Raw genomic sequence first — 19,103 nt, forward strand, 5'->3', positions numbered from 1 at the left:
GGTCTTACTGCCCGGCAAATAGCGGGATAACAATATATGAAATATGGCAGAGAAGTGAGAGGGGGGATTTTTATGACAGTTACAATTAAAGATGTGGCGAAGAAGGCAAATGTTGCACCATCGACAGTTTCCCGTGTAATTGCTGATAATCCAAGTATAAGTGAAAAGACAAAGCGCCGTGTTCGAAAAGTGATGAGTGAACTAGGCTATCACCCAAATTTAAATGCAAGAAACCTTGCAAATCAAACAACGAAAACACTTGGGCTCGTTATGCCGAGCTCAGCAAGTAAAGCTTTTCAAAACCCATTCTTTCCAGAAGTTATAAGAGGAATTAGCTCATTTGCACATATGGAAGGGTATGCGCTTTATATGTCGACAGGTGAAACGGAAGAAGAAATTTTTAATGGTGTTGTAAAGATGGTACAAGGGCGGCAAATTGGTGGAATTATTCTTTTATATTCAAGAGAAAATGACCGGATTATTCAGTATTTGCATAATCAAAATTTCCCGTTTGTATTAATTGGAAAACCATATGATCGAAAAGATGAAATTACATATGTAGATAATGACAATTATACAGCAGCAAGAGAAGTAGCCGAATATTTGATTTCATTAGGCCATAAACAAATCGCGTTCATCGGCGGTGGATCAGATTTACTTGTAACGAGAGATCGTTTGGCGGGGATGAGTGATGCTTTGAAACTAGCAGATATTATATTACCGAAAGAGTATATTTTACACTTTGATTTTTCAAGAGAGAGTGGTCAACAGGCTGTTGAGGAATTAATGGGACTAAAGCAACCACCGACGGCAATTATGGCAACGGATGATTTAATTGGACTTGGCGTGTTAAGTGCGCTTTCTAAAAAAGGATTTGTTGTACCGAAAGATGTTTCTATTGTAAGTTTTAACAATGCTTTATTATCAGAAATTGCTAGTCCACCGCTTTCAACAGTTGATGTGAATATTTATCAATTAGGGTATGAAGCGGCAAAAGCTTTAGTTGATAAGGTAGAGCATTCTGAGTCTACTTCAAAATGCATTATTATTCCGCATAAATTATTGAAGCGCCAAACTTGTGATCATTATGCGTAAAAAAAGCTAAGAGTTTAACTCTTAGCTTTTTGCTTTAGAAAGGCTTCTAAACGATCGCAGCCTTCTTTTAAAGTTTCCATACTATAAGCATAGGAAAGGCGAAGGTAGCCTTCACCATATTCAGAAAATGCCGTTCCAGGAACGACGGCCAGCCCAGCTTCTTTTACAAGATCAAGTGCAAAATCAAATGATGAAGATGTTAAGTTTCCGACATATGGGAATAAATAAAATGCACCCGTTGGCTTCTCGACTGTTAAGTCCATTTGAATGAGTCTATTATATACGTAATCACGGCGCTTTTTATATTGATGACGCATCATCTTAGGTGCATCTTTAGCAGCTGTTAACGCTTCAATTGCAGCATGTTGGGCGATTGAATTAGCGCATGTCACATTGTATTGATGAACTTTTAAAATATGCTTTGCCAAATAATTAGGAGCAAATAAAAATCCAATACGCCATCCTGTCATAGAATGTGATTTGGCTAAGCCATTAATGACAATAGTCTTCTCACGCATTTCTGGGAATTGAGCAATAGATGTGTGTTGCCCTTCATATACTAGTTCGCTATAAATTTCATCAGAAAGAACGAAAATATTTTTATCTTTTAAGACAGATACAATATCTTTTAATTCTTCTTTGGATAGGGTAACACCAGTTGGATTAGAAGGATACGGCAAAACGACGCATCTTGTTCGTTCTGTAATTGCATTTTGCAATGCCTCAGCGGTTAAACGAAATCCAGTTTCACGAACATCTATAAAAATAGGCGTTGCACCGCATAGTCGAATAATCGGCTCGTAACCAGGATAAATAGGAGCAGGTAAAATTACTTCCGTTCCTGGTTCTAAAATAGTTCGGAATGCAACATCAATCGCTTCACTAGCGCCGATTGTAACAATGGTTTCGTTTTCAAGTGAATAATGTAAATCGTAGCGATCCTTTACAAAGTTACAAGCTGCTTCGCGTAATTCTAGTAAACCAGCGTTATGTGTATAACTTGTATAATTTTCTGTAATGGCCCGTTTAGCTGCTTCTTTTACTAGAGAAGGTGTAGGGAAATCGGGTTGCCCAATTGTTAAAGAGATAAGATTATCATAGTTTTGAATCATATTAGAGAACTGACGGATTCCAGAAATTTGGATGTCCTTCACTCTAGGATTAATGAATTGTTCCATTGTATCTCCCTTTCTTCCGTTTGAAAATTAAGTTCATTTTATCATATTTTTAACTATTACGCTTTGTTTATAAAATTTCCCCCGCTATTTGTGAAAGATAAGAATCGTATCTTAAAATTCAGTGGAAGTAAGAAATTATGTGAGGATTCAAATGTCTATAAGAGTATAAGCTGTGTGAGTTAATTAAAGTTTCACTCCATTTGTTTAAGCATAAACACAAAAAAAGCCGCTGCAAGCGACTTTTTAATAACCGTATTCCCAATCTATTTCATCTTCGTTCCAAAGTACGGAAGATACTCTGCCAAGATGGACAACGGATTCATTTACAGCACATGTACAATCTTCGTCCCCTGCTTTATGTTGCAATTCTTCGTATACTGATTTTTCAACGTTTTCAAGCACAACCAAATTTTCCTCTTTTAAAACAAGCGTAGTACCCGCCATATTTATCTTCCTCCTACTAAAGTAATGATCACTTAATTGTAAACATAGATAGTATGGATTATATGCTGTATTTTGCAATAGTTGTCCGTCTAGTGAAGTGTTTTTTATTTTCTTTGTAATCCGTATTCATTGTATACTGCATGAAGGAAATTTGGTACAGGGTTTACAATCATTTCGAAAATTTGTAACATTTATTATTAGTTGTTAACAAATAATTAACAAAAATGTTAAGAAAAATCAAAATTTTAAAACAAATAGACTTATAAAATGATATAATCATATCAAAATACATATAGGGGATGAGAGGCTATGGAGCTGATTCGTGATTTAATGATCCAAATTGCCATCATTATTTTACCACTATTTTTATATGAAGCGATTCGTTTAAATCGTTATCAAGAAATGCTTCCGAAGCCTAATCGCTACTTTATTATGTTTTTATCTAGCGTTACACTCGTTCTCTCCATGACATACTCTATTTGTTTTGGTACCGTTTGCGGATACAATTTCCATCCAATCCCAATTGTTAGTGGTTTTTTATATGGTGGGATTGTTGGGCTCATCCCTGCCATTATTTTTGTTGCATATGAATGGATTTTTAAGGGGCTCAGTTGGTTGCCTATCGTAGAAGTTATATTTCTTTCGATAATTCCATTGTTTTTGTCAAAGAAATGGTCTCTTTTTTCAAGAGATAAGAAGCTAATATTAGCTTTTATGATTGCATCATTTTATGTTCTTGTTTCATTAGTAGTCGGGATGTTGAATGTCCTTTTAGAAACAGGTTTTACACCGTACATATCTAATCTATATAGTGGGTATATATTTGCATCACTTATTATGGTTATGACAATGGTATTTCAAGTGTATTTGACTGAGTATTTAAATGAAAATGCATTATTGCGTACAGAAATGCAAAAATCAGAAAAACTTAATATTATAAGTGAGTTAGCTGCAAGTGTTGCACATGAAGTTCGAAACCCTCTCACTGTTGTACGAGGGTTTATTCAATTGCTAGAGAGTACGGAAGACGTAAAAAACAAAGATTATATGCGTCTCGTATTAGCTGAACTGGATCGTGCTGAACAGATTATTTCAGATTATTTAAATTTAGCAAGGCCTCAAATTGAAAAAAAAGAACATATTTGTTTATCAGCACAATTAATTGAAATGACAACTCTTATGTCATCATTTGCAGCGATGCAGGGCGTTTATTTGCAAGTTGAGATTTCTGAGAGCCTTTATACTATCGGCGATAAGGCGAAATTGAAGCAAGCTATTATGAATGTTGTTAAAAACGGTATTGAAGCAATTCAAGGAAACAAAGGGTATTTAAAAGTAACAGCTATTCAAAAAGATGAAATGATAATAATAAGAGTTAAAGATAGTGGTGTTGGAATGACAAAAGAACAGTTAGCAAGGCTTGGACAACCGTATTATTCTTTAAAAGAAAAAGGAACAGGATTAGGTCTTATGGTAACATTTAGTATTTTACAAGCGCATAATGGTACATTGGAATATAAAAGTGAAAGCGGAAAAGGAACTGAAGCTATTATTATATTGCCAGCTGTACGATATAAGGAATAAAAGTTACCGGTAGAAGGTAACTTTTTATTTTATCTTGCATTAGAAAAATATACGAAATTTCATTCATTTATTTTATCTTGTTTTGTTCGAACGAATAAACTTTTAAATGATTGAAAGAAGCTTTGCTCTTTTGAGGCGGCGACTAATTTTTTTGTTTCTTGAATTTCGCGAATAACTTGCATAAGTTGTGCATCGCGGTTGCTATCTTTATTGTAAATTTGATTGACAAGTTTATTCATTTTTTCTTCTTGTTTGGATTCTCGCTTATACATATGATTCATTAATAAGTCCATCTTTTCTTTTTGGAGTGCATCTGTTTGAGCGGCGTGAACAACTAGCTCTTGTAACATTTTTTCTTGAGAGCCTTCTTTTACATAAACTTGTTGCATTAGTTCATCTAATTTCTCGTCTTTTAAACGATTTTGTGTAATGAGAGTAGAGTTTTGGTGAATAATTGCTTCATTTAATTGAGCAAGCATTTCAAGTTTTAACATGAACTCCTCAAAGTTACGTCCATCTTCTTTCGGTTGTATCTCTTGTTTATCTTGAATAACAGGTACAGGTGGGGCCTCTCTTTCTTTTAAAATAATAGGTATTGTTTCTGAAATGTCTTCTTGTAATGTAGCAGCTCTTTCATGTATAGATTTCAATAGTTTTAAATCATCCAATTTATAAATACGAGCATCAGCTGTTTTGGAAATGATATAACCGTGTTCCTCTAAGAGTTGGCTATATTTTCGGACTATATGTTTTGGGATACCTGTTTTATTTGTAACATCTTTCGTTTTATAAATAGCTTCCATGATAGTTCCTCCCCAAAAAGTATCGTATATATCATTTCAATCTTTTATGAGGACTTCCTTTGAAAAAGAATGTCGGAAGGTTATTAGTTTTCTACAGCATTAGTGAAAAGATGAGGAAAAATGAATGTTTTTGGCGAAATGGAGAGGAAGAGCTAAAATAATGTCTGAAAACATACCTAGAAGAAGTTTGTTATAATAACTGAGGAAAAGAAATTGGTAGGAACACGGAGGTACACATGAAGCAATTTAAAGGTATTATCATTTCAATTATTGCAATTCTTTCTCTTTTGGTAGCGGTATATGAAGTATTTGTGCCAGAGGAGACAAGTACTAAAAAAACAACTACGTATGATCAAATTCTAGAGTTCCCGAAAGAACGATATCCAGAGACCGGGAAACATATAACGGATGCTATAAAAGAAGGGCATTCAGAAATGTGCACAATTGATCGTAATGGTGCAGCGGATAGAAGGAAATTATCGTTAGCGCCATATCCGACGAAGAAAGGTTATGATCGTGATGAATGGCCGATGGCGATGTGTAAGGAAGGCGGAAAAGGAGCCCATATTGAATATATAAGTCCAGCAGATAACCGCGGTGCAGGTTCTTGGGTAGGGAATAAGCTAGACAAATATCCAGATGGTACGCGTGTGAAATTTGAAGTGAAATAGTAATTGGCATACATTTCATAGTGGAGGAGAGGGGTAGTTATGGAATTAACAATTTCATATTCGCAATTAATGATAATGAATTATGATGGTCAGCAGCCTTATGTAGATTGGACTCCTGAAGATTTTGAAAGAGGCTATGCTGAGGTGGATGGAGCTATTATTTTTGAAGCAATCTCTGACTATACTTGTGAAGTAGAAGTTACTTGCGGAAATCATATTGAGAAAGAAGAAGTGGTTAGAACGATATCAGTTCCTTTCACAGTGAAGAATGAAGAAGTATATATAACAAGTATTCTTTCTAATAAATTTCATATTCCTATTCCGAACGGGGAATATATGATAGTCTTGCAGGCAACTCCTCTTGAAGAGCCAACAGACGATGAATTGTATAAAGTACAATACGACTTCTATTTTGAGAGTGTAGAATAAAAAAACGTGTTATCCTTTTTGGAGGATAACACGTTTTTTATTATGCGTTTGTTTTTAGGAGAGAACGAGCGTCTTTTGCTGCCTGAACCATGTGCTCTAAAGCAGGTATAACTTCCTCAGTTCTTCGTGTTTTTAAACCACAGTCTGGATTAATCCAGAAATATTTAGGATCACATACTTGTAAAGATTGTTCTAAGATTGCGAACATTTCATCTTTACTTGGGACACGTGGGCTATGGATATCATATACACCTAGACCAATTCCTTTTTCATATGTTGTATGTTTTAATGTATTAATAAATTCTCCATGACTTCTTGATGTTTCGATAGAAATAACATCTGCATCTAACGCACGAATTGCATCTACAATATCTTCGAAGTTACTGTAACACATATGAGTATGAATTTGTGTTTCATTTTCTACAGAAGATGTTGCTAAAAGGAAGGATTGAACTGCCCATGTAATGTATGCATCCCAATCTTTCTCTTTTAACGGCATACCTTCACGAAGTGCAGGCTCATCGACTTGGATTACTCTAATTCCGGAAGATTCAAGTAATTCAATTTCATGACGAAGTGCTAATGCAATTTGATATGAAACTTCTTTTCTTGAAATATCATTTCGAACGAATGACCAATTTAAAATAGTGACAGGTCCAGTGAGCATACCTTTTACTACTTTCTCTGTTAAGCTTTGTGCATATACAGTTTCTTTAATAGTCATTCCACTTATAAAGGCAACATCACCATAAATAACAGGTGGTTTTACGCAGCGGGAACCGTATGATTGTACCCATCCGTTTTTAGTAAAGGAGAAACCAGCAAGTCTTTCGCCGAAATATTCCACCATGTCAGTTCTTTCGAATTCACCATGTACTAGTACATCAAGACCAATATCTTCTTGGTAACGAATCCACTTTGCAGTTTCTTTTTCAATGAATTGATTATATTGTTCATTTGTAATATCGCCGTTACGCCACTGTTTACGTGTTTGACGAACTTCAGATGTTTGTGGGAAGCTACCGATAGTTGTTGTTGGTAACAACGGTAATTGTAAAGCTACTTGCTGTAGTTCATATCGTTTTTCAAATGGAAGAGGACGTGAGAAATCATCTTCTTTAAGTGATGTACGTGCCACTTTTACATCTTCACGATTACGTGCAGCTGATGAGCGGATTGCATGATGTGCATTACGATATGTTGTCAAATCGCTACTTATGCTGTCTACACCTTTAGTAAGAGCAGAATGGATAAGGACTAGTTCTTCTAATTTTTGATTAGCAAATGCAAGTGCATCAAATAATTCAGTTGCTAATTGCGTTTCTCCCGTTTTATCAATTGGAGTATGCAATAAGCTACAAGAAGGTTGAACAATTAAACCTTTTGCTGTGATTTGATTTTGTAATGTTGTAAATAAAGAAAGTACATCATCAAGATCAGCTCTCCAAATGTTACGGCCATCTATACAACCGATAGCTAAAATTTTATCAGCTGGGAATCCATATTTTGAAATAGCATTTACATTACCTTCTTTGCCATGAACAAAGTCTAATCCAATACCAGAAACAGGGAATGTAATGATTTCTTCATAGTTCTCTTCTACACTATCAAAATATGTTTGTAGAAGAAGATTAGCATTCGGAACTTCTTTATGAATAGCTTCGTAAAGTTCTTTCGCTTGATTAATTTCATCTTTTGTTAAAGATGCGAAGATTGGTTCGTCAACTTGAATAATTTGTGCTCCAGCTGCGTGTAATTCAGAGAATAATTGTACATAAGGTGCAACTAGCTCTTTTAAAATAGTGGCAAATTGCTCTTCGTTATAACCTTTTGCTAGTTTTAGGAATGTATAAGGTCCTAAAATAACTGGTTTTCCATCAACGCCTAACTCGTTTTTCGCTTCTTCATATAAACGAAGAGGGCGATTGTCTTTTAAAGAGATTTGTAATCCTTCTTCATATTCAGGAACAATGTAATGATAGTTTGTGTTAAACCATTTTGTCATTTCAGAAGCAACGTGATCTTTAGAGCCACGTGCCATTGCAAAATATACATCAAGGTAAGAGGTAAACTCTGAAAAACGTGACGGGATGAATCCTAACATGTAGGCCGTATCCAGAACGTGGTCATAATATGTAAAATCGCCAACTGGAATTAATTCGATTCCTTTTTCTTGCTGTACTTTGACGTGTTGAAGGCGAATTTCTTTCATTGTCGTTAAAAATTGTTCTTCATCAATTTTATTGGACCAAAAAGCTTCCAATGTTTTTTTCCACTCTCGTTGTAGTCCGATACGTGGATAACCTAAGTTACTTGTTTGAATTGCCATTTTAAATTCCTCCCTAATTGAAAGTAAGCATTTCCGTTTACTCGGAAATACCTATAACAAAAAGCATAAAGGCATAGAAAAATAAGCCTTCCTTTTTGTTTTTAACACCTCATCATCATCCGTGAGTCTATCAGTGTTGTTAAAACAGGCAGGTCTCCTGACTTATGCTTTATATAATTTCTTTCACCTTCCCGTTTTCACAGTGGCACCAAAAAGAAATCTCAGCATTTACAGTGGCGGGACCGTGTTGGAGTTTCACCAAGCTTCCCTTTTAAACACGAAACGAAATTTCCGTGTACCTATTTTCCTTTTGAAAGGAATTTAACAAGCGATATGATATTGAAACAAATTCTAACACAATTTTTTGAATTTTGTCCACTGTTTTAAAATAAGAAAATTCTAAAGTTTTTTATTAATTATTATTTTAATATTCTGATTCTTGCGAGGGGAGAAAAGGTGTGAGAATTGAAATAAATTGTGGTTAAGTTTCCAAAGAAGAGGGCTATCTTCTTCGGAAACTTAACCTTCATCAATATCAATTTCTGAAAGACGTCCTGCCACTGCATCTGTAAGGAGGGTGTTTAACCATTGTAATTCAACGGTAATATGCTCAATAACGCTTTGTAAAATGTATAGTTGTGCACGTGGAATGTTCCCTTTGCTACAATCGTATATAGTTTGCATTTTATGTAAATATTGAACGGTATCATTTTTCTTTTTTTCTAAAATAGGAACTAACTCTCGATCATCACCAAAATGAGCAAAAGAGAGTGCTGAATAGATCGGTTTATATATTTGGTTTTTTGCTTCGAACTGTTTTAATAGTAACGTGTGAAATAGCCGTTTACCTTCTTCTGTTATATGAAAGATTGTTTTATCTGGCCTATTCGTATCTCGAACAATAGTTGTAATACGAATTGCGCCTTGCTTTTCTAATTGCTCGAAGGCGTAGTACAGTGATCCTTTTGCGTATTTAATATAACAATCCATGTGTCGTTCTTTCATAATGTGCTGCACTTCATATGGATGTTTATCTCCTTCGAGTAGCAAGCCGAGAATGACTAATTTCATACTCATGCTGTCTCAACTCCTGTATATAGAAACTTTATTCATATTATAAACGGCATATCCTTTTTCATAAAGGGATATGCCGTTTCTTTTTTCTATACTAACTTACTTTCTTTTGTTTTTGTTTCGTTTTTGGTCCTGTGAAGAGGCGCTCATTTCCCATAAGTAAAATACAAATAATACTTAGTACGGCCGGAATAAGTGCCCAGAAGAACGTATTAGCAATAGATGTTGCAAGAGCCTCCTTAATGCCGCTCAGTACTTCAGGAGGTAGCTTTTCAGTAGCATTTGGTGATAATAAAAAGCTTGTGTCTCCACCTTTAGGAGCCATTTTTGCTAGTTCAGGAGGGAAGACTGCTGTTAATTTATCAGTGAAAACATGATTTTGAATTGTACCGAAAATTGTTACACCAAGAGTCATACCGAGTGAACGGAAGAATGAATTTGTTGATGTAGCAGAACCGCGATCTCTCATTTCTAGTTTGTGAATAGATGCCATACTTAAAACTGAGAAGGAGAATCCAACTCCAAGTCCAGCAAGCACCATAAACATTGTTACGAGTGTACGAGGTGTTTCCATTGTTAAAGTACTTAGTAAATAAATACCAAGAACGAAGAAAACTCCAGATACTATCATGATGTTACGATAACTTGTTCGTGAAGCTAACTGTCCACCAGTTTGACTTCCAATTACAGATCCTACCATCATAGGTGTCAAAATTAATCCAGCATTTGAGGCTGAACCACCGAGAACACCTTGAACGAAGATTGGAATATAAACTGTACAGATGATAAAAGCTGCGCCATAGAAAAAGGCAACACCTTGGCTAGCTGCAAATAAAGGTTTTTTAAATAAATGGAAAGAAATAATAGGATCGGTTGCGTTTCTTTCTACGAAGAAGAAAATAAGAAGCATAATAATAACAGTTGAAAATAAACCAATAATCACATTAGAGTTCCATGCATATTCCTTACCACCAAGTTCTAGGGCAAACATTAAGCAAATGATACTAATGACAAGTGTAATGGCACCAGCCCAGTCAATTTTTTGTTTTCTATATTCTAGAGACTCGTTATAGTATTTAGTAATGAAGAAGAAGGAAATAAGTCCTAATGGAATATTAATATAGAAGACCCAGTGCCAACTTATATAATCTGTAATGTAAGCACCTAATAAAGGTCCGAAAACACTAGATGTTCCGAAAACAGCACCAAATAGTCCGGTCATTTTTCCGCGTTTTTCAGGCGGGAATATATCATACATAATTGTAAATGCGATAGGCATAAGAGCTCCGCCACCAATTCCTTGAATGGCTCTATAAATACTTAGTTGTTCAATACTTGATGCTGTCCCGCAAAGTGCAGAACCGAATAAGAAAAGAATTAGTCCGCCAATATAAAAACGTTTCCGCCCGTACATATCAGAAAGCTTACCGAATATAGGCATTCCGGCCATTGTTGCTACCATGTAGGCAGATGTGACCCAAACGAATTTGTCGAACCCTCCTAAGTCTCCGACAATTGTTGCCATCGCAGTTGCGACGATTGTGTTATCCATTGCTGCCATTAGAATACCAAGTAGTAAACCAGCAACAACAAATTTTGTTTTACTTGAATCTTTTTTTGAAAGTTGTGCTTCCAAATATAGCCCTCCTTTAATGAAAATTAAACTAACTTAAGTTTTTTAGTGCAATGCGTACAAACTTTATGTACAGTTTGTATCGTTCCCTCTTCATTTATAAAAAATTGCATTGACATGATATAAAGGATGGAAAGCATAAATTATATTATAGTCAAATTTGACTAAAAGGTAAATGTTTTCTTAAGCCAAAGTATTTTATCCCGCTTTAACGGGCAGTAAGACTCCCACCCCAAAATTCGGCGAATGTGAGGAAGTTAGGTGGGAGATCAACTGCCCGTAAAAGCCCGATTGGTGAAGGCTAATAATCAGTGGGGGATGGACAAAACCCCCACTGATTAAAGTTTCACTTTATTATATTGACGAAAAGAGAGAGTAAGAATTTATTTTTTTATGTAGTTACGGAAGGAAATTGTAAAAAAATATTTAATTAAAGAATAACCTGTGTCAACCTATTAAAAATGGTTTTTTCTTTATATTGTCGAATAGGATAAAAGGAAAAGAAAAATTTAAAATAGTTTGTAACAAGCTCAATATTTTTTCTTAGTGTAGTTTATTGCATAGAGAGGCAGAATACAGTTGTATAGATGATATATTTGGAATGAGGTGAATATATTATGAAAATATGGAAACAAATTTCGGATCAAGGAAGGTATTCTATACCGTTACAGCCGGTTTTGTGGATTGATGGTTCTAAAAAGGACACGGAAGCATCTAATGTAGTAGTCACATTGCAAATCCGTAGTATGTATAAAGAAAAATTTTCATATGAGATGATCTATGATGTTAATGACATACTAATTATTCGACTTGAAGTTGAAAACAAAGGCGTTGAAATGATTTCGCGAGTAGTTGTAAGTCATATGATTCGTGATTATTTCGCGTATATCCCAAACTCTTTAAAAGCAGATAAGGGAATAAGTGAGTTTTTATTTCAGCTTGTAAGGTGGCGAATCGATAATCTATTGCCGAGTGAAAGGGTAGAATTAATTTGTCAAATAAAAGCAAATAAAGATAAAGCGCCTCCCAATTCATTATTTCAGGCTACATATACATTTCAATATAAAGGAGTATCATATGGACCGCTACAAACAAATGAAGTGGTTGTCAGAAAATGATAAGAAGGAACCTGTGCGAAAGGTTCCTACTTTAATGAAGATTGTGCTTCTTGAGTAATTTCTTTTGTTCCACTCCTTTTTTTCCAACATAGTTATTTTTGTATCCAAAATATAGAATGAATAGAAATGAAATAACATTTACTAGAGCGTCAATTTGATCGTTTGTAATGAAGTTTATTCCGAAAGAGTTAAATAGTAATTTTAATGATAATAAAAAGCCAGCTAGTAAGCGCATAATATCTGATAGATTTTCTTTTTGAAGCATATAGGTCACTCCTTTCTAAAAACGATATATAGTATATATATGAAATGAAATAGAAAAGGTATACGAGCTTAAGTAGAAATGTACATGGAATATGTACATTTTTTATTTTGTAGAAAAACATTATTGTTATAGAAGCATATATTAGTATAGAAGGGAGGGAAAGTATGAAATATAAAGGGAAAATAAGTGGATTACTACTTGGGAATACAGTGGCAGTTACAGAATGGATTGCGCTGCAGGACGTAATTACAAAACTGGATTCGCGATTATTTTATACCGTCTTTATTATTTATATATTGCAAATGATACTAAGCTGCTATTTTGGACATTGGTATGATAAAAGAGAGAGTGGGCGTATGAATACGGAAGCAGGAGGAATGGCAAGCAACGATTTTGTTGTTGATTTTTTTGGGAAAGTAGCTGCTTTATCGGAACGAGATTCTCGTCATATTACAGTGTACATTCTTTCTGTAAAAGAATGGGAAGGATTAAAAGACACAGTGCAAGAAAAAAGGTTGGAAGTGTTAGTGCAAAAATTGGAACATACCATTGTAAAGACAATTCGAAAAGGTGATGTCGTTACTAAATGGGATGAAAATAAGTATGTTATTGTAGCGGTTGATAATGGCTATGAAAAGTCAACAATAACAAATCGATTAATCAAAAATATTCAAAATGAAATAGCGAATGATTTATTAAGTGTCACACTATTATTTGGGGCTGCAAGTTATCCGATAGGAGGGCAAACTTTTGAAGATTTGTTTAGAAAGGCACAAAATCAATTGTATAATTATAGAAACTTGCAAAGTCATGAATGAAACTTTGATTTGAAGAAGTATGATATAAAGAATTTTTTGTAACATTTTTTTGACTTTTGTTACAAGAAAACTTTTTTTTGTAACAAAAGTCTTTAAAAATATATGAAATCAGCATATAATTGTCTGTGGATGTGTCAATGCATTTTGCACAATGCGTTTCATTTTAAAAGTGTAGAGGAAAGCATGCTCTACACTTTTCCTTTTTAAGAAATTAAAAGAATCTTTGTAAGAGTTGCGAGGTTACCTTTGCACTATGTAAAATGGACAAAGAGGTTATTTGATAGAAAGTGAGAAAGGGAATGATAGACGTGAGAGGTCAACGATCATCTTTTATCAGGTGAAATATTATAGTGTTTCTTGCAGTAGGTAAGATTAAGGTAAATACCTCTATGTTTTAAGACATTACATAATTTCAAGTACGAAAATTGTACAAGCAGTATAAATAATTATTGATGATCTTCGTAAAAAAGATGCGAGCGTGAAATAGATAAAGAAGTTACATGTTTTTCATGGGATTTTTGGCACGATGGTCGTTTATTAATAGGAGGAAAAGATGTTGAAATATAATAAATTAGCAATTGTAACTGCATTATCAATGACTTTACTAGCTGGTTGTTTCGGTCCAAAACCAGAAGAGGAGCTATATGTTGCATTTGAAAATGCTGCCAAGCAAGAAAAAACAATGTTTGAAGATGCGAAAAAATTAGAGTCATTAGAGAAAGAGGGACAAGTATTATATAATCAAATTGTCCAAGAAGGAAAAGATAATAATCAGGCTGTTAAGGATAAGCTTGATCAAGCGGTGAAAAATACAGCTGAACGAGAAAAAGTTATTATTAAAGAAAAAGAGGCGTTAAATAAAGCGCAAGAAGAAGTGAAGTCAGCTGATAAGCATGTGAAGAAAATTGAAGATAATAAATTAAAAGACCAGGCGGATAAAGTAAAGAGTACTTATGAGAAACGACATGATTCATTCCAAAAGATGTACGATAGCTATAATAAATCTTTAAAGCAAGAAAAAGATTTATATACAATGCTACAAGAGAAAGGTACAAAATTAAAAGATATTAGCGAGAAAGTAAAGTTAGTAAACCAAGCATATAAAGATATTGAGACAGAAAAAGATAAGTTTAATGAATATACGAAATCATATAATACAGAAAAAGTTGCATTCTATAAACAAGCGAATATTAAAATTAAGGAAGATAAAAAATAAAACAGTTTGGCCTAATATGGGCCAAACTGTTTTATTTTTTTGTATAGGTACGGCTATACCATGGAACTGCTTCGCTTAATTTTTTTTCTTGTTTTAATGCTTCAGGACCAATATAATCTTGAAGTGTTTTTTTTGCTATTGTTAAAGATAAGGTTGTTTTCGGATTTCGATAGGAGGATTCAAGGTGACCAAGATGCGGTAGGGTGCGAAAATCATCTTTCGTAGGAGGGATATGGAAAAAATAATCACCTAAACGTATAAGAACATCGGATTGTTGTTGACTAAAACGTGGATTTCTAGAAAAATGTAATCCTTCTTTGATAGCCTTTTTTTCAGTAATTAAGCGTTCTAAAGCAGTCTTTTTTAACCAATATAAGTACTTAGGGTTAGTTGCAGCTTTAGCATGACGATTCACAACGAAAATAGATTGAGCTAGTCTATTAATAGAATGTTGATTATGTAATTGAGATTGGGGTTGTGAAGGTTTCATATTGAATCTCCTTTCAAGTTTTCCTTATTATAGCATAAATAAAATGGGTTTTTATTATATGCAAAAAGTAATTGTATATATTTTCAATATTAAAGCAATATTGTTACAAAAAACAACTATTTTGTATAATAGTGATAGAATATGTTTCAGAAATTTGATAATGAAAGAGTGAGAAGTTTGAAAAAAATATTAAAACTACAATATGCCATTATAGACATTGGTTCTAATACAATGCGTTTAGTTATTTATGAAAAACAAAGCGGGGGTTTTTATAAAGAGATTGAAAATACGAAAGTGGTCGCTAGGTTAAGAAATTATTTAGTAAATGGTGTATTAAGTGAAGAAGGAATAGAAGTATTATTACAAACATTATTTCAATTTCAAGAAAGTACACGATTCCATAAGTTAGATCATGTACTTTGCGTTGCAACGGCAACAATTAGACAGGCTGAGAATCAAGATGAAATTAAAAAACTTGTTGAAGGGCAAACAGATTTTACTCTTAGAGTTTTATCAGAATATGAAGAAGCACGTTACGGTTATTTAGCAGTTATGAATTCCACTTCATTTTCAGAAGGAATTACAGTTGATATTGGTGGGGGGAGTACAGAAGTTACATACTTTCGAAATAGAGAAATTTTAGAATATCATAGCTTTCCTTTTGGGGCACTTTCTTTAAAGCAACAATTTATTCAAGGTGATATTCCTACTACAGAAGAGTTAGAGGAAATAAAAAACTATTTATGGTATCAATTTCGAACGCTACCATGGTTAATCGATAAAGAATTATCCCTTATCGCAATTGGGGGAAGTGCGAGGAATATGGTGAAAATCCATCAAAATTTAATTTGTTATCCTATAGCTGGATTACATTTATACAAAATGAAAGAAGAAGATATTAAACATGTAAAAGAGGAATTAAAAGAATTGTCGTTCATAGAGCTTCAAAAGATGGAGGGGTTAGCAAAAGATCGAGCAGATACAATTATTCCAGCAGTCGAAGTCTTTCATATGCTTGTTAACGTTATAGAGGCACCGGCATTTATATTGAGTAAAAAGGGATTAAGAGAAGGTGTTTTTTATGAAGAATTAACGAAAGATTTGGGGATTTCGTACTATCCGAACGTAGTAGAAGAAAGTTTATATTTATTATCATATGAATACGAAATGGATATGGAATGTGTAATTCAACTTATTAAACAAGGAACATTGATTTGTAAACAACTTGAAGGAGTAGGACTTATTTCTATGTCGGAAAAAGACTGGGAAATATTCCATCAAGCCGCGAAAGTATTTAATATAGGGAAGTACATTGATGAAGAAGCGAGCCGCTTACATACGTTTTATTTACTAGCGAATAAAACAATTGATGGCATGATGCATAAAGATCGAGTTAGATTAGCACTTATTGCTTCATACAAATCAAAAATGTTATTTAAACAACATTTAGCCCCATTTGAAGGATGGTTTGATAAAAGTGAACAAAAAAAAATCCGGTTATTAGGAGCTGTTTTGCAATTTTCAGCCGCTTTAAATGTGAGACAAAGAGCGCTTGTTGAAACGATATCTATAACAGAAAGTAAAGAAGGATTAACATTTAGAATTGTATGTGAGAAATCGGCATTAGCGGAAAAAGTGCAAGCTGAAAAACAAAAAAAGCAGCTAGAAAGAGTATTGAAAACGAATATTAACTTATTGTTCGAATCAGAATGTTAAGTTGTACGGATGTCTTTACGAAAAATTAACACTTTGGAATATTATAATTTGATAAAATAAAAGTAACTAAATTATAGTGAAAAAGTTTCAAAGGGAAGTGTGAAGAGAATGGAATTGCTAAAGGGGAATTTAGTAAATTTAAATGATACAGCGTATTATAATAACCGCGAGTTGAGCTGGTTAGCTTTTAATGAACGTGTACTACAAGAAGCGCAAGATGAAAATAATCCACTTTTAGAAAGATTAAAGTTTATTAGTATTTTTAGTTCAAATTTAGATGAATTTTTTATGGTGCGCGTAGCAGGTTTGAAAGATCAAGTAAGTGCTGGATTTAATCAGCCAGAAAATAAAGCAGGTTTAACACCGAAGAAACAGTTAAATAAGATTGCGATAAAAGCTCATGACTTAATGACTGTACAGTATGATACGTTTAAAGGTTACGTATTGCCAGCGCTTGAACTAGAGGGAATTGAACGTCTAACATTCCATGATTTGACGAAAGAGCAGAGGGGATTTATCGAAGAGTATTTTGATGAACAAATCTTTCCAGTGTTAACTCCTGTAGCTATTGATGCGTATCGTCCATTTCCTATGTTATTAAATAAAAGCTTGAATTTAGCTACTATTTTATACGATGAGAAACAGGCAGAGGAAGAAAATCGAACGAAGTTAGGAATTGTCCAAGTGCCTTCTTTACTGGAGCGTTTCATATTTTTACCGAGTGAAGGGCAAAAACATAAATTTATTTTATTAGAAGATGTAATTAGTGGTTTTACCCATAAATTATTCACAGGATATAACGTATCACCTGTTACTCGTTTCCGTATTACACGTAATGCGGATTTAACAATCCATGAAGAAGGTGCACGCGATTTATTAAAAGTAATTGAAAAAGAATTGAAAAAGCGTAAGTGGGGAGCTGCCGTCCGTTTAGAAGTTGGTAAAGAACACATTGATGAAAGAGTGCTAGCGTTATTGTATGAGGTGTTGGAAGTAAAAGATGAAGATGTGTACATGATGGATGGGCCGTTAGATTTAACATGTTTATTCTCCTTATATAAAAAATTAGCGCCTTTATATGAACATCTTGTATATCCGGCTCTTATTCCTCAACCTCCTCAAGATTTAGGTGATGAGGAAGATGTATTTGAAAAAGCGATAGAACATGATATTTTATTACACCATCCTTTTGAGTCGTTTCAGCCAGTCGTTGATTTTGTCCGTGATGCGGCAGATGACTCGAATGTACTTGCGATCAAACAAACATTATATCGTGTAAGTGGAGATTCTCCAATAATTCAGGCGTTGAAGGTAGCAGCTGAAAAAGGAAAACAAGTGACGGTATTGGTGGAGTTAAAGGCGAGGTTTGATGAAGAGAATAATGTTAATTGGGCTAAAGAATTGGAACAGGCCGGATGTCACGTTATTTACGGAGTAAGTCACTTGAAAACGCATAGTAAAATTACGTTAGTTGTAAGAAGAAGAAACGGAAAAATTGAAAGGTTTGTACATCTTGGAACCGGAAATTATAATGATGCAACAGCGAAGTTGTATACCGATTTTGGATATATTACATCGCGAAAAGACTTTGGTGTAGATGCAACAAATTTCTTTAATTATTTGAGTGGTTATACAAAAAAACCGCATTTTCATCATTTATCTGTTGCCCCGTTTGATATAAGAGAGCAGTTTATGGAGTTAATAGATGAGGAAATTCGTTACCATAGACAATATGGAAATGGATATATTATCGCTAAGATGAATTCGTTAACAGATAAACCGTTAATAAAAAAAATGTATGAAGCATCGCAAGCGGGGGTAAGGGTAGAGCTCATCGTTAGAGGGACATGTTGTTTAAGACCTGGTATTCCAAATGTAAGTGAAAATATTCGTGTAGTTAGTGTTGTGGGAAGATATTTAGAACATAGCCGTATTTATTATTTCCATCATAATGGAGATGAAAAAATATATTTATCTTCAGCTGATTTGATGACGCGAAATATGGAAAAACGAGTAGAAATATCCTTCCCGATTTTAGATATTGAAATGAAAGCGAGAATAAAGGCAATTTTACAGCTAATTTTAGCTGATAATGTGAAAACACGTGAACAAAATAAAGATGGTGACTATTATTATATAATTAATAGTAGTATAGAAGAAATCGATAGCCAAGTGAATTTATTTAAGATGGCGTACGAAAATACAGATGCTGAATAATAGAGAAAAAGTAAAAACCTCTT

Annotated in this window: 17 protein-coding genes and 1 riboswitch; of the genes, 9 read left to right on the top strand and 8 right to left on the bottom strand. The window is 34.0% G+C overall.

What is annotated here, in order from left to right:
- Positions 1 to 72: 72 nt before the first annotated feature.
- Entirely contained in the window at positions 73 to 1,095 is a 1,023-nt protein-coding gene (gene malR / locus ACE38F_RS08920; protein WP_215554041.1) for a maltose operon transcriptional repressor MalR, read from the top strand.
- 14 nt (positions 1,096 to 1,109) lie between these two features.
- On the opposite strand, the gene ACE38F_RS08925 is transcribed toward malR, so the two are convergent.
- Together ACE38F_RS08925 and ACE38F_RS08930 are read right to left on the bottom strand one after the other, a co-directional pair.
- Positions 1,110 to 2,273 (bottom strand): aminotransferase A, encoded by a 1,164-nt coding sequence (locus tag ACE38F_RS08925; RefSeq protein WP_215554040.1) that lies wholly within the window; start codon positions 2,271 to 2,273, stop codon positions 1,110 to 1,112.
- Between the two features lie 243 nt (positions 2,274 to 2,516).
- A complete protein-coding gene (locus ACE38F_RS08930; RefSeq protein ID WP_002145970.1) occupies positions 2,517 to 2,717 on the bottom strand; it encodes a hypothetical protein in 201 nt (66 codons plus the stop codon).
- Positions 2,718 to 3,026: 309 nt separating this feature from the next.
- Between ACE38F_RS08930 and ACE38F_RS08935 the strand changes: the two genes are divergently transcribed.
- Positions 3,027 to 4,301, top strand: a complete 1,275-nt coding sequence (locus ACE38F_RS08935) for a sensor histidine kinase (RefSeq protein ID WP_215554039.1) — start codon at positions 3,027 to 3,029, stop codon at positions 4,299 to 4,301.
- Positions 4,302 to 4,360: 59 nt separating this feature from the next.
- Here the strand turns inward: ACE38F_RS08935 and ACE38F_RS08940 are convergent, their stop codons facing one another.
- A complete protein-coding gene (locus ACE38F_RS08940; RefSeq protein WP_215554038.1) occupies positions 4,361 to 5,104 on the bottom strand; it encodes a DUF3967 domain-containing protein in 744 nt (247 codons plus the stop codon).
- Positions 5,105 to 5,340: 236 nt separating this feature from the next.
- On the opposite strand from ACE38F_RS08940, the gene nucA reads away from it, so the two are divergent.
- On the top strand, positions 5,341 to 5,775 hold the full coding sequence (nucA, locus tag ACE38F_RS08945; RefSeq protein WP_193644952.1) for a DNA-entry nuclease: 435 nt from the start codon (positions 5,341 to 5,343) through the stop codon (positions 5,773 to 5,775).
- Positions 5,776 to 5,814: 39 nt separating this feature from the next.
- Positions 5,815 to 6,204: a competence protein ComJ gene (gene comJ / locus ACE38F_RS08950; protein ID WP_215554037.1), complete on the top strand. Its 390-nt coding sequence runs from the start codon at positions 5,815 to 5,817 to the stop codon at positions 6,202 to 6,204.
- Positions 6,205 to 6,244: 40 nt separating this feature from the next.
- On the opposite strand, the gene metE is transcribed toward comJ, so the two are convergent.
- The 3 genes from metE to ACE38F_RS08965 form a co-directional block, all read right to left on the bottom strand.
- A complete protein-coding gene (gene metE, locus ACE38F_RS08955) occupies positions 6,245 to 8,533 on the bottom strand; it encodes a 5-methyltetrahydropteroyltriglutamate--homocysteine S-methyltransferase (RefSeq protein ID WP_375369455.1) in 2,289 nt (762 codons plus the stop codon).
- Between the two features lie 130 nt (positions 8,534 to 8,663).
- Positions 8,664 to 8,851: riboswitch (cobalamin riboswitch) on the bottom strand.
- A 201-nt stretch (positions 8,852 to 9,052) separates the two neighbouring features.
- A complete protein-coding gene (locus ACE38F_RS08960; protein WP_002160661.1) occupies positions 9,053 to 9,610 on the bottom strand; it encodes a PadR family transcriptional regulator in 558 nt (185 codons plus the stop codon).
- Positions 9,611 to 9,701: 91 nt separating this feature from the next.
- Positions 9,702 to 11,243 (bottom strand): MDR family MFS transporter, encoded by a 1,542-nt coding sequence (locus ACE38F_RS08965; protein ID WP_215554035.1) that lies wholly within the window; start codon positions 11,241 to 11,243, stop codon positions 9,702 to 9,704.
- A 614-nt stretch (positions 11,244 to 11,857) separates the two neighbouring features.
- On the opposite strand from ACE38F_RS08965, the gene ACE38F_RS08970 reads away from it, so the two are divergent.
- A complete protein-coding gene (locus ACE38F_RS08970; RefSeq protein ID WP_215554034.1) occupies positions 11,858 to 12,358 on the top strand; it encodes a hypothetical protein in 501 nt (166 codons plus the stop codon).
- Between the two features lie 31 nt (positions 12,359 to 12,389).
- Here the strand turns inward: ACE38F_RS08970 and ACE38F_RS08975 are convergent, their stop codons facing one another.
- A complete protein-coding gene (locus tag ACE38F_RS08975) occupies positions 12,390 to 12,623 on the bottom strand; it encodes an SPP1 phage holin family protein (protein ID WP_002111524.1) in 234 nt (77 codons plus the stop codon).
- A 164-nt stretch (positions 12,624 to 12,787) separates the two neighbouring features.
- Here ACE38F_RS08975 and ACE38F_RS08980 point away from each other — a divergent pair, with 164 nt between their 5' ends.
- A complete protein-coding gene (locus ACE38F_RS08980) occupies positions 12,788 to 13,441 on the top strand; it encodes a diguanylate cyclase domain-containing protein (RefSeq protein WP_215554033.1) in 654 nt (217 codons plus the stop codon).
- A 553-nt stretch (positions 13,442 to 13,994) separates the two neighbouring features.
- Positions 13,995 to 14,657, top strand: a complete 663-nt coding sequence (locus ACE38F_RS08985) for a YkyA family protein (RefSeq protein ID WP_375369454.1) — start codon at positions 13,995 to 13,997, stop codon at positions 14,655 to 14,657.
- Positions 14,658 to 14,688: 31 nt separating this feature from the next.
- On the opposite strand, the gene ACE38F_RS08990 is transcribed toward ACE38F_RS08985, so the two are convergent.
- Positions 14,689 to 15,147 (bottom strand): YkyB family protein, encoded by a 459-nt coding sequence (locus ACE38F_RS08990; protein WP_002066920.1) that lies wholly within the window; start codon positions 15,145 to 15,147, stop codon positions 14,689 to 14,691.
- A 141-nt stretch (positions 15,148 to 15,288) separates the two neighbouring features.
- On the opposite strand from ACE38F_RS08990, the gene ACE38F_RS08995 reads away from it, so the two are divergent.
- Positions 15,289 to 16,863, top strand: coding sequence for a Ppx/GppA family phosphatase (locus ACE38F_RS08995; protein WP_215554031.1), 1,575 nt, complete (start codon positions 15,289 to 15,291; stop codon positions 16,861 to 16,863).
- Between the two features lie 108 nt (positions 16,864 to 16,971).
- Positions 16,972 to 19,080, top strand: a complete 2,109-nt coding sequence (locus ACE38F_RS09000; RefSeq protein ID WP_375369453.1) for a polyphosphate kinase — start codon at positions 16,972 to 16,974, stop codon at positions 19,078 to 19,080.
- Positions 19,081 to 19,103: the final 23 nt, after the last annotated feature.

Source organism: Bacillus altaicus (assembly GCF_042136375.2).
Taxonomy (GTDB): Bacteria; Bacillota; Bacilli; order Bacillales; family Bacillaceae_G; genus Bacillus_A; species Bacillus_A cereus_U.